This is a genomic window from Lyngbya aestuarii BL J (assembly GCF_000478195.2).
Taxonomy (GTDB): Bacteria; Cyanobacteriota; Cyanobacteriia; order Cyanobacteriales; family Microcoleaceae; genus Capilliphycus; species Capilliphycus aestuarii.
This window is the reverse complement of the sequence record NZ_AUZM01000057.1, coordinates 23,876-38,003: the sequence shown is the minus strand read 5'-3', so window position 1 is coordinate 38,003 and position 14,128 is coordinate 23,876. Positions and strand designations below refer to the sequence as shown.

Here is a 14,128-nt window from a genome sequence, read left to right as displayed (position 1 = left end):
TAAATTCTTGTAAAGATATCGGTTTATCCAAGAATTTTCGATAACTCTGACGTTGTAAATAAGCCCGAGTAAATTCTTCACTGAGTTCGGGTTTGGGTAACTCAATGCTGGGTTGTTTAGCTTCTTCGGCGCGTAGTCCCGGTTGTTGTAACTTGAATTCAATCCGATCAATACCGGAGACATTTTGGGGTTCTTTCGGAACAATATAAGCAACTAATTGTTGATTTTCTCGTGTTTCCCCTATAGCTGTGACGATTGCTTCTTGAATGGCTGAATGGTGTTTTAAAGTGGATTCAATTTCACCGAGTTCTATTCGGTATCCATTAATTTTAACTTGAAAGTCTTCCCGACCTAAAAATTCTATATTTCCATCGGGTAAATATCGCCCTAAGTCTCCCGTTTTGTATAATTTTTCTTGGGTTTTAGGATGAATAATAAAACTTTTATTTGTCTTTTCAGGATTTCGCCAATATCCTTTAGCGAGTCCAATTCCACCAATATAAAGCTGTCCTGTCACCCACATCGGACAAGGCTCTAAAGCTTCATTCAAAACATAAAAACGTTGGTTCGCCATTGGACGACCATAGGGAATACTTTTCCAATTCGGATTAACCGTGTCAATCGGATAAAGAATCGACCAAATTGACGCTTCTGTTGCACCTCCTAAGCTAATAATTTTAGTATTTTTATTCAGTGTATTTTTGATGCGGTTGGGTAAATCTAAGGGTAGCCAATCTCCACTAAGTAAGACTAAACGTAAGGAATTTTTCACTTCAGAGCGAGAGTTTAAATGTTCTAACAGCATTTGCATCAATGCGGGAACAGAATTCCAAACTGTAATTTCTTGCTGTTCAATTAATTCTACCCAATGAGCCGGATCTTTAGTCGCCTCAGCATTAGGGATAACAATCGTTCCTCCGGCTGCTAACGTCCCCAAAATATCATACACTGATAGGTCAAAGTTCAGCGCAGATAGAGCTAAAATTCGGTCATCTGAGGTAATATTAAAACGCTGATTAATATCAATAATTGTGTTAACTGCGCCTTGATGATCGATCATTACTCCTTTTGGTAATCCCGTAGAACCAGAGGTATAAATCACATAGGCTAAATCTTGGGGACTATTATGAGTGTTTAAAGCCAAGTGTTCGGTTTCTTCTGAAGAAAGTTCAAGGTTATCTACACAAATTCGCGCGATATTTTCTGGAATTTCTAATTTATGATTCAGCCAAGATTGTGTGAGAATTTGTTTAACCTCAGTTTCTTGTAATAGGTGCAACCGTCGTTCTTTTGGCAGTTGAGGATCGATAGGAACATAAGCTGCACCTGCTGCTAAAATACCCAAAGCAGCGACAACTTGTTCCCAACCTTTTTCCATAATAATTGCAACTAATTGATTAGAAGAAACGCCGAGTTTCTGAAGTTGCTTTGCTAAATTTTGAGCAATATTACTTAATTCTTTATAGGTTAATGTCCGTTCTCCACTAACAACAGCAATATTTTCTGAATAGACAGGTACTTGCTCAAAAAACAAATTGTGCAGGAGTTGATTTGAAATTTTAAAATCGGTGTCAGTTGCATTAATTTCTGTAATTTTTTGCAGTTGTGCTGGTGGTAAAACTTGCCGATTTGTGGTGTTCCATAGTTCATCTTCATTGGCTAAACGCTCTAAAAAGCTAGAGTAAGCCGCAAACATTTCATCTAATAATCCGGTTGGGAAAAGTTCGTCAATTGTATCCCAATTAAAGACTAAAGCACCGCCTATTTCAGAGACTTGATGATCGAAGTAAACTTGAGAGGTTTGACTCAAGCTATAAACGACTTCTGTTTGCCAGTTTCTCCGGGACATTTGAGGAGTATTTTGAGTTAAGGTACTGGTAAATACAACGGGCATTAATGCACCCGAAACTCGCCCTTGAATCCGAGCTAAATCTCGCAAAACCTGAACTCCGCTAACATAACGATGATCTAAATCTTCCCAAAGTTGTGCTTGAACGTTTTTAGCACGAGTTATAAAATTATTCTGTTGTTGGTTATCTATTTCTAACAATAAAGATGAGGTAAAATCACCGATAATCTCATTAACTTCTGGATGAACGGGCAGGCGATTAAAGAGAGTTAAATTGAGAGTAAATTTTGAACTTTTACTCCAAGTTGTTAACATTTCTGCAAAAGCTGCCAGTAAAAATCCAGAATGAGTGATACTAATTTGAGTTGCTTTTTGTTTGAGACGTTGCCAAGTTTGAGGTTCTAATTGTCCACTTCGGCGTACAAACCGAGGATTTTTTATAGTGGCTAAATTGTGCTGAAGGGGAAGTTCGGGAGCGGGAGGTAAGTTAACAAGACGGTTTTGCCAATAGTTGCGAGAACGATGATAAAGTTCGGAATCCCGCCAAGCATTTTCAGCCAAGACATAATCTCGGAAAGAGAGGGATAAAGAAGGTAAATAAACATCAGGATTTTGAATCAGTTTTGCGAGTTCACGTCCGATGATTTGCAAACTCCAAGCATCCCCAATCAAAACATCAAAACTCACAAAAAATCTAGTTTTATTGTCTCCCAATAAAGCGGCTTGAATTTCAAATAACGGCCAGCGATCTGTGAGTAAAATTTGGTGAGAGAGACGATCGCGCATTTCTTCTAATGTTGCGGTAACACGCTCGGGATTTTCTCCCTGCAAGTCTATTGTTTTGATTTTATAGGGAGGAACTTCAGCTAATATTTGCTGTTGTCCATCGGTTTTAATAATAACCCGCAGCATATCTTGATGTTCAATTAAGCGTTGTAATGCTCGTTCGAGTTGTTCAACTTTTAAGCCAATTGTTTCGATTTCACGATACCCATGTGTTGCAATATTTCCTAACTCAAAGGCTTCGCTACGACCCATCAAATACGCTTGCTGGATATCGGTGAGCGGGAAGGGTTGATGACGGTCTTCTGGGTGAGGAATAATTTGAGGTAAAGGCGAAACAGATAGGGCTTGATTTTGAGTTTTAATCTGTTCAGCCAATCCAAATATTGTGGGTTTTTCAAATAAAGAACGCAAGGGAATTTGTACGCCAATTTCTTCGCTGATTTCGGCAATAATTTTAATACCTAATAGAGAATGTCCGCCCAACTCAAAGAAGTTATCGTTAACTCCAACTGACTTAATATTAAGTTCTTTTTGCCAAATTTTAGCGATGGTTCTTTCTAATTCAGTTTTCGGTTCAATATATTCAACTGTTAATTCTGGTCTAAATGTATCGGGAATGGGTAGAGATTTGCGGTTGATTTTTCCATTGGGAAGACGGGGTAAAGCTTCCAATTTTACAAAAGTACCGGGTATCATGTAACTGGGTAACTTTTGTTCTAAAAAGCGTCGGAGGTGATTCACATTTGATTGTTCATCTTGGGATAAAAAGACAACATAAGCCACCAAACGTTTATTATTCTGTTCGTCTTCTCGCACCGTTACTACACATTCATGCAAAGCAGGATATTGACTTAAAACGGCTTCAATTTCTCCGATTTCAATTCGATAACCTCTGATTTTAACTTGATGATCAATACGTCCTAAAAATTCTAACGTTCCATCCGCTTGATAGCGAACTAAATCACCTGTTTTATACAGTCTATTTACCGTATTTTCTTGAGAAATTTTATAGGGATTTGAGATAAACTTTTCGGCTGTTAATTCTGGTCGATTTAAATAGCCTCTGGCCAGTCCGTCACCTCCCAAATACAATTCCCCCTTAACTCCAATGGGAACAGCTTGTAAATATTGATCTAAAACATAGGCTTGAGTATTATTGATCGGTTGACCAATGGGAACGGATAATTTAGAACTACTTTTTACCAAAGCATAAGTTGAATAAGTTGTGTCTTCGGAAGGGCCGTAGAGGTTATAAATTTGCTGAATTTTTTTCTGTTCTTCTAGCTGTTGAACCAGGCGATTTTGTAATGCTTCTCCGGCTAAATTCACTGTACAAACTGATGACGGAATTCCCTTAATTTGAAGGAGATGAGCGATCGCACTGGGGACTGTATTAATTAATGTTATTTGATCGGCCGCAGGTAAATTGGGTAAATCTAAAGCATTTTCAGCTAAAATTATTTTTCCTCCCCAACTAAGCGGAACAAATAATTCAAATACGGATAGATCAAAACAGATGGAAGTTGAGGCAAGAACACCTGCAAGACTTTCTGGACTAAAAACTTCTTTCGCCCAATGAATTAACTGTATTGTACTCCGATGTTCTATTGCTACACCTTTGGGTTTACCTGTTGAACCGGAAGTATAAATGACATAAGCTAAGTTATTTTCTGTTACTTCAGAGGTTGGATTTTCTGAACTTTCTTGAGTGATTTTATTCCAGTCTTTATCAAGATTAATTCTTGAGTGAGTCTTTTTGGCTTCTATTAAAATTTCCGATTGACTAATTAACGCCGAAATTTGTGCATCTTCTACAATAAAAGATAGACGTTCTAACGGATAAGCGGGATCGAGAGGAACATAAGCAGCGCCCGCTTTTAGAGTTGCTAAAATTGCGACAACCATCTCAACAGAACGATTAACACAAATTCCAACTTTATCTTCTGGTTTTATTCCTGATTTTTGAAGATAATGAGCAAGCTGATTCGCTCGTTCATTGAGTGTTTTATAGGTGAGAATATCCCGATTAAAAATTACCGCAACTGCATCCGGTTCTATTTTAACTTGTTCTTCAAATAACTGATGAATACATCTGCTATCTTTGAAGTCATGTTGAGTATTATTAAATTGAACTAAAAGGGTTTGTTGTTCGGTTTCTGAAAGAAGTGATAACCCTGATAAACGTTCTTCTGGATTCGCTACAATACTTGAAAGTAGGGTTTGGAAATGCTCAACTAAACGAGCAATTGTAGCTTCTTTAAATAAATCTGTGTTGTACTCAACTTGTCCTTTTATACCCTGTTCGGTATCCTGAAGATTGAAGCGAAGTTCATATTTAACGGTCTTACTTTCTAAAGGTAAACGTTCTAATATTAACCCTGATAATTCTAAAGGTTTTACCGGGGCGAGTTGCAGGTCAAACTTGACCTGAAAAAGGGGCATCATCTGGCTGAGATTGCGTTCGGGGTTCAACACTTCAACCAACTTTTCAAATGGTAAATCTTGATGAGCATAAGCTCCTAAAGTTACTTCTCGAACTCGCTGTAATAACTCTCGAAAAGAAGGATTTCCAGCCACATTTGTCCGCAAAACTAAAGTATTAACTAACAGTCCAATTAAACCCTCAATTTCCGAACGGTCACGATTTGCTATATCCGTCCCAATAATGATATCATTTTGCTGAGTATAACGGTGGAGTAAAACTTTAAAACTTGTTAATAATAATGTAAATAATGTAATGCCTTCTTTTGCTGCTAATGCCTTCAATGAATCAGACAAAGCTTTAGAGAGAGCAATCGGATAATGCTCCCCTTTATCTGTTGAAATTGCAGGTCGTGGGTAATCGAGAGGAAGTTCTAAAACGGGTAATTCATCCCCAAGTTGCTGCTTCCAATAATTAACTTGAGTTTCTAAAAGTTCACCCTGAAGTCTTTGACGTTGCCAAATCGCCCAGTCTGCATATTGAATCGGTAATTCTGCTAATGGAGAATTTTTATTTTCAACAAAAGCTTTATACAAAATACCCATTTCTCGCAGAAAAACCCCTATCGACCACCGATCAGAAATAATATGATGGGTAGCCATCAGCAGAATAAAATCAGTTTCATCCAACTGCAATAATATTAATCGCAATAAAGGATGACTAAAATCAAAAGGATGTTGAGTAAATTCGGTAACAATACGTTCAATTTCTGCCTCTTTTTCAGTTAGTTGAGTCAGGTCAAAAACGGGTAACGAAAATGGTTTAAAGGGTGAAATAATTTGAATGGGTTGTTTGTCGGCGTTGGTTGTAAAAGTCGTTCGCAACGTCTCATGTCGCCGGACAATTTCATTAAGAGTTCGTTCTAATATCGCCACATTCAGGCGTCCCCGCAAACGTAAAGCACTGGGGACATTGTATGAACTATTACTCGGGTCAAGCTGTTGAATGAACCAGAGACGTTGTTGAGCAAAAGACAATGGCAGGTCAGAGGTCTGTCTCCGAGGAATGGTCTGCACATTCAGACGCTTTAACCCTCTCTGTTGCAGGCGTCGCTCAAACAGCTTTCGTTGTTCTGGAGAAAGATTAGCAATTTGTTTTAAAAATTCTTGAGATTGATTCTTCATTAGTCGCGAATTTAAAAATTACTTGTCTGTATCTAGGTGCTGTTGAACTTCGTCAGGAGAGAGGCTTTTGACCTCTGCCAGTAATTCGGCCATCTCTTGCCATTCATCGGGTTGAGGTTGATTTTGAGCGATTACTGTTGCAATCCCCGCTACCGTCGGCGTTTCAAACAACAAATTCCGCAAAGGTAACTCAACCTGGAATGTCTCTCGCAGACGGGAAATCGCCTGAATCGCCAGCAGAGAGTGTCCCCCAAGATCAAAGAAGTTGTCGTTCACTCCAACCTCCTCGATGCCCAGAACTTCTTGCAAAATTATAGCAATAGCTTGTTCAATTTCATCACGGGGTGCAACATATTCTTGAGATAAGTTGGGGCGAGAATGTCCTGAAGCCGATGATTGGAGCCTGGTTTGCGGATTGTCAATTTTCTCTGACACAGGTTTAAACTTGACCCACTGATTAATCCGAGTGTCTAAGTCTCCCTTAGAAACGATGACTTGAGTCGGCGATTTTAATGATAAAATTCGCTGAAAAACTTGACAAACTTCATCGGGTTTTAGGGTAAATTCTGCTAAATTTGCACCTAATCCTGTGACCGTTTTTTGTTCGGTTTGATAGGCTATTGCATCCCAATTTACAGAATACCATAAAGTTGAAATTTTATTCGCTAAATTTTGATTATTTTTAAAATTGGCGAACGCATCAATGACTTGATTAGCAGCAGAGTAAGCAGCCAAACCAATTCCACCAATAATTGATGAAAGTGAAGATTGAAGGAGATAAAAGTCTGGTTGTTTATCCCGCAACACTTTTTCTAAAACCAACAATCCTTTAACTTGTTCTTGAAAACCATACTCGCATTTTTCCGGCTTCAGTTGTTGGAGTAAATCGATAGAGTGTTCATTACTCATGGGTGTTGAATAGATGACACCATGAAGTTCGCCAAACTGTTCATCTATTTTTTCTACAATGGCTTGCATTGCATCTTCATTGGTAATATCTGCTTTGAAAGTGAGATAATATGAATAAGCGGGGATTTCTTTAGAACTGACTAAAATTAGTTTAGCTTGCAGATTTTCAGTTAAATATTTTGCTAAAACATGACCAATTCCTGAATCAAAATCCCCAACAATTAAGTAGACTCCGCCTTGTCGTAGTTGTATATTTTTATCTTGATTTGCATCAATGCGAATGGGTTTAAATGTACGCTTCCAGCGATAATAATCCCGGTAAGCAACAGTTAATTCTGTAGGTTCATCTATGAATTCTGCAAGTAGGCAATCACTGAGTTTTTTATGATTTTCTTTTGCAGTCGGAACCATAACATCAAGATGACGACAAGACAGTTGAGGATATTCTTGCCCAATTCCCAAACATAGCCCTAAAACTGTTGCTTTTTCCGGATTAACTTCTTCTGAACCCATGACATTATAGATGGGATTTGTAACGACAAAAACTTGTATAGTATTATCAATTTTTCCAGGATTAATCGCTTGGGTTAAAAACAGTAAACTGTAAAATTCTTGATTTCGATCTGTTTTCAAGCTTGAATTTGACGAGGGTTTATCGTCTTCGATTCCCCAAAGATGAACAATATAATCGGGATGAAACTCTCGCAGGTTTAAATCTTCAATTAAAGCCTGGTAATCCTGTTTTTCTTGAGGATTGATCTCAAAAGTTCGATAACCCACTTCGTCAAAGGTTTCTCCTCTACTGACCATCACAACCTCCTGACCTGCATTAATTAACTTTTGAGCAATTTCTGTCCCAATTCCGAGAGAATCTATAAAAATTAACCAACTTTTTTTGAGTTGACTTAAACGATTCACATCTACAGAATCAGGTGATAGCATTCTTTCCCAAGTCGGAACATAAAACCAGTCTGCTAAACTTCGTTTTTTATTGGGTTTTTGTTGAGGCTCTGACGAAGGTTCAACCCAGTATTTTTTGCGTTCAAAAGGATAGGTTGGTAATGGTAAGCGTTGACGATTTTCATCGGTATAAAATCCCGACCAATTAATATTAACTCCGGCCTGCCAAAGCTTGCCTAAAGTTGTGAGTAAAAAAGCTGTATCAGATTGATTGTGTTGAGGATGACGAATAGAGGATAGCACAAGCTGTTCCTTGAAATCTGATTGCTGTTTCGTCAGAGAACTTAAAGTTCGTCCCGGCCCTACTTCTAAAAAAATGCGACTTTTATCTTGAATTAACTCTGCAATTCCTGATGAAAATAAAACCGTTTGACGCAGATGTTTAGCCCAATAGTTCGGATCGGTTGCCTGTTCAGCAGTTATCCAAGTTCCGGTGAGATTTGAAATGAAAGGAATTTGAGGATTATTTAACGAAAGTTTTTCGATAATTTCCAGAAATTCAGTTTTTGCAGAGTCCATCATTGGAGAGTGAAAAGCATGGGAAGTGTGCAGTCTTTTATATGGAATTCCCTGTTTTTCTAGATGTTCTTGTAAGCGATCAATGGCTGCTATTGAACCCGATAATACAGATAATTTAGGTGCATTACTTGCCGCAATTGCAATTTCTGAACTTAGCAATGGTTGCACATCTTCTATCGATAACGCAACAGAAATCATTGCACCGTGAGGCTGTTTCTGCATCAATTTTGCTCGATTTGCAATCAGAAAAAGTGCATCTTTTAAGGAAAAAATACCCGCCAAACAAGCGGCTACATATTCCCCAACGCTATGGCCGATCATTGCTTCGGGATAAATTCCCCAAGCCATCCACAGTTTCGCCAGAGCATATTCAACGACAAAAAGAGCGGGTTGAGCATAGAGAGTTTCGTTAATAGTCTCATCACATTGAGATTGTTTTGGATAAAGAATATTCCGTAAATCTAAATTGAGATGAGGCTTAAGGGTTTCACTGCAATCGTCAACAATTTCTCTAAAAATAGGCTCTGTTTGATAGAGTTCCAAACCCATATTTACATACTGGGTTCCTTGCCCGGAAAACATGAAGATTACAGAATGATGACTCGGTTCTTGAAATTGCGTAAAAACTTGATCTGGTTCTAAAGATTCTAAGGTTTTTATGCCTTCTTCTAGGGTTTGGCAAACCATCATCCGCCGATAATTAAATGCACGACGCCCGACTTTTAATGTATACGCTATATCAGCTAGGTTTAAGTCTGAATGTTGCTTGAAATAAGTGACTAAATTGTTAGTAGCCGTTTCTAAAGCTGTATTTGTTTTTGCTGAAACTAGGAGTAATTGCCAGGAACGAGAAGGACTAGATGGTTGAATTATTGGCGCTTCTTCTAAGATAACATGAGCATTTGTTCCTCCAATTCCAAAAGAACTTACACCTGCTCGCCGAGGAGAATTTTTCGTTGTCCAGTTTGATAAACTCGTGTTTACATAAAAGGGACTGTCCTCAAAATTAATTTGTTCGTTCGGTTTTTCAAAGTGAACTAAAGGGGGAATTTGTTGATGTTTTAGAGCGAGAATTGTTTTGATTAAACCAGCAATTCCTGCCGCAGCATCTAAGTGTCCAACATTAGGTTTTACAGAGGCGATCGCACAAAAATTTTTCTTCTCAGTACCCGCACGAAAAGCTTGAGTTAATGCAGAAATTTCTATAGGATCACCCAAAGCAGTTCCTGTTCCATGCGCTTCGATATAGCTAATCGTTTCTGGCTCGACTTCTGCCATGATTTGAGCCGCTCGAATAACTTGTGCTTGAGTATCAATTCTAGGAGCAGTATAACTGACTTTAAATGCACCATCATTATTAATTGCCGATCCTTTAATAATTGCCTGAATTGAATCCCCGGAATTGATGGCATCTTCTAATCGTTTTAATACAACAATTCCGACACCATTTCCCCCGATGGTTCCTTGAGCTTGAGCATCAAATGTTCGGCAATGTCCGTCAGGGGAATAAATGCCTTCTTCTTGATATAAATAACCAACTTGTTTAGAAATTGCAACCCCTCCCGCCAAGGCGATATCACAATCTCCACTTAATAAACTTTGACAAGCCAAATGAACAGCAACCAATGAAGTTGAACAGGCTGTTTGAATATCAATACTTGGCCCAGAAAGATTCAATTTATACGATACTCTGGTTGTTAGAAAATCTTTATCACTCGCTAAAAAAAGCTGGTAGTTGCTGACTGAATTTCTGATTTTTGGGTTTGTATAAAGATTGAATAGATAACCATTCATTCCCGCTCCCCCGTAAACACCAATTGTTCCCGAGTATTTTTCGGAGTCATAACCCGCATTTTCTAGAGCTTCCCAAGCACATTCTAAGAATAAACGATGTTGGGGATCGAGAAGTTCTGCTTCTTTAGGATTAAACCCAAAAAACTCAGCATCAAATAAGTCTATTCCGTCTAATTTTCCACCGGCTTTAATATATTGAGGATGATTAATCAGATCCTCATCTATTCCAAGTTCTAGAAGTTCTTTGTCTTGATAGAAATGAATAGACTCAACTCCATTTTTCAAGTTGTCCCAAAATGCTTCTAGATTCTGAGCTTCTGGAAAGCGACCAGCCATTCCAATGATTGCAATTTCTAAACCGTTATATTGAGTAGCCATTTTTAAGTTTTCCATTTGTGAGCAAGATTAATTTTTCAAACAGAGGACAGTAAAATTAAATTTTAATTATTTTGATGTTTATTATCTCGAAAAGCTTTTCGTTGACGGAGTTGAGATAACCTTTTCTTGCCAACTGTAAGCTGTTCTGTTCTATCCTCTGGCTGATTACTTGATTCTAATCGGGAGTGATTAAAATAATCAGCCAAAGCATGAATGGTCGGATATCTAAACATTTCTACTAATGGAATATCAGATGAAAATGCTGTTCTCAATTGGCTATGAACCCTCACCATTAATAAAGAATGTCCCCCCAAATCAAAAAAGTTATCGTGAATGCCAATATTTTCTAGATTAAGAACTTTTTGCCAAATCTGAGCAATTGTTTTTTCAATTTCAGTCTTTGGCATCACATAAGTTGCTTCTAACTGTGGACGAATTTGTTCGGGTATTGGAAGCGCTCGTCTATTAATTTTACCATTGGGAGTGAGAGGCAAAGCATCTAATATTATAAAAGCAGAAGGTCTCATATAAATTGGCAACTTTTCTTCTAAAAATTTTCTCAGTTTTGTTACAGTTAACTCTGATTTTTCTGAAAATAAAATATAAGCTATCAGACGCTTTTCTTGGTTTTGTGAATTGACTACTACGACCGCTTGTTGAACTTGCGGATGTTGTTTTAATATCGCTTCTATTTCTCCTAATTCTATTCTAAACCCTCGCAGTTTAACTTGAGAGTCTAACCGTCCTAAATACTCAACATTTCCATCGTTCAGATATCGCACTAAATCTCCCGTTTTATACAGGCGTTCAGAAGTATTTTTAAATGGATTAGGTAAAAAACGTTCTGCGGTTAAGTCGGCTCGATTTAAGTACCCTCTGGCGACTCCGGCTCCTCCAATATATAACTCTCCGGGTACTCCTATCGGAACGGGTTGTAGGTTTTTATCAAGAATATAAAACTCCGTATTAGCAAGAGGACGACCAATTAAAACGGTTTGATTTTTATCTAAATATTCTGAGTTTTTAACTTGATAAATGGATGACCAAATTGTTGTTTCAGTCGGGCCGTAAACGTTAAAAAGTTGTAGAGAATTTTGATAAAGTTGTTGGGCTAATTTAGGGTCTAATGCTTCTCCTCCACTGAGAATTTTTAGGTTGTGCTTTCCCGACCACCCACCTAGTATTAACATTTGCCAGGTGGCGGGCGTGCCTTGCATAATTGTGATGTTTAATTGGCTGATTTGATGTTGAAGTTGTTGGCTGTCTGCGGTTGTTTTTTGGCTGGCAATCACTACACGCGCCCCGATAATCAAAGGCAAATAAAGTTCTAAGGCGGCAATATCAAAAGAGAGGCTGGTAACAGATAATAAAACGTCTGATGGTATTAGGTTGAGATGTTGATTAATAGCAAACAGAAAGTTACTCAGGGCGTGATGAGAAACTTGTACACCTTTTGGTTGACCCGTAGAACCAGAAGTGTAAATAATGTAGGCGAGATTTTCCAGTGTAATGTTATTATAAAAATTCTCAGTTTTTTCTTGAGCAATAATTGACCACTGTTCGTCTATATTGAGAATATTTTCAACGCATAATCGGAGAGAGTTCAGGGAAGTTTGAGTAATAATCAATGAGATTTGTGCGTTGTCTATAATAAAATTAAGACGGTCTTTAGGATAAGCAGGGTCAAGGGTAATATATGTGGCTCCAAGTTTTAAAACGGCTAATAAAGCAATGACCATTTCACAGGAACGCTCTAAACAAATGCCAATAGTTTGTTCGGGTTGAACGCCCTGTTTTTGTAGGTGGTGAGCGAGTTGATTTGCCGTTTTATTAAGCTTTTGATAGCTGAGTTGTTGATGTGAGTCAGCAATAGCAATAGCATCCGGTGTTTGTTCGGCTTGGGTTTCAAAAAGTTGATGGATACAGGCGAGTTTTTCAAATGTTGTTTGAGTCTTATTCCAATCTACTAGCAGTTTGTGTTGCTCAGATTGAGATAACAGTGAAAGTTGATAAAGCTTTTGCTGCGGATTTGTAATTATGCTTAAGAGTAAGGTTTTTAAATTATCTAAAATTTGAGTAATTGTTACTGAGTTAAAGTGTTCAGAATCATAGACAAGTTTTAGTGAAAGCTGAGAATCACTGACTGCGTAAAGTGTTAGAGGATAGTTGGTTTGTTCTTGAGCCGAAACATTTTTAATCTTGAGATTTTTTAGGGATTGTTTGAGAGCCGTATCAACTGGATAGTTTTCAAAAATAACAAGACTCTCAAATAAGGGTAAATTTCTGGAAATCTCACTCAAACGATGGATTTCTACTAAAGGGATATATTGATATTGCTGTGCTTCTATTTGTTGAGATTGAAGTTGTTTAATCCATTGCAATAAAGTTGCTTTTCCATCTATATAAATTCGCACCGGAAGGGTATTAATAAATACTCCCACTATCTGTTCAGCGTTCATTAAGTTGGTCGGACGACCCGAATAAGTTGATCCAAATATGACATCATTTTCTCCGCTATAAAAACTTAAAATTAATGCCCACGCTGCTTGTACTAAACTGTTAATAGTGACTTGATGTTGTTTGGCGAAAAATTTCAGTTTTGCTGTGACTTCTTCCGAAAGCTGAAGATGCTGTTCTTGATAGTTTTTATTTGGACTTTTAAAGCGGTCAGTTTGACGGCTAATTGTTGTTGGTGTCGTTAAACCTTGAAGTATTTTACTCCAAAATGTCTGAGCATTCGATAGGTCTTGCTGTTGTAACCAAGCGATATAATCTCGATAGGGACGAGGCTTTTCTAGAGGTAATTTTTGATCTTGAATAATAGTTTCATAAACGGTAATAAATTCCTTGATAATCAACGGAACAGACCAACCATCTAATAACAGGTGATGATACGTCCAAATGAATTGATAAATATCATTTTGAACTTGAATTAAATTAAAAGACATTAAAGGCGGTTTTGCTAGGTTAAAGCCTTGTTTTCGTTGATTTTTTAGTAAAAAATTAAGTTGGGTTTGTTGTTGCTCTGGTGTGAGGTGTTGCCAATCCTGATAAACAGTTACAGCTTTGACTTCTCGACCAACAACTTGTAGGGGTTTCTCTAATTTTTCCCAAACAAAAGCTGTTCTTAAAATTGAATGTCTATTAATAACTTCCTGCCAAGCTTGTTCAAAAGCAGTGCGATTTAAACTGCCTTGGATTTCATAACAAGACTGTACAATGTAAGCTCCTGATTCGGGAGCTAACAAACTATGAAACAGCATTCCTTGCTGCATTGGAGAAAGTGGATAGATATCTTCTATATTTTTTTGATTCATTTTCGTTTGG

General features: G+C 37.7%; 3 protein-coding genes. All 3 read right to left on the bottom strand.

Annotated elements, in window-relative coordinates; translation table 11 throughout:
* On the bottom strand, window positions 1-6,241 hold a 6,241-nt coding region (locus M595_RS20355; protein ID WP_023068317.1), incomplete at its 3' end, for a non-ribosomal peptide synthetase.
* Between the two features lie 18 nt (window positions 6,242-6,259).
* Complete coding sequence (locus M595_RS20350; protein WP_040484412.1) at window positions 6,260-10,801, bottom strand: type I polyketide synthase; 4,542 nt, start codon at window positions 10,799-10,801, stop codon at window positions 6,260-6,262.
* Between the two features lie 62 nt (window positions 10,802-10,863).
* Complete coding sequence (locus M595_RS20345; RefSeq protein WP_023068312.1) at window positions 10,864-14,118, bottom strand: non-ribosomal peptide synthetase; 3,255 nt, start codon at window positions 14,116-14,118, stop codon at window positions 10,864-10,866.
* Window positions 14,119-14,128 lie beyond the last annotated feature (10 nt).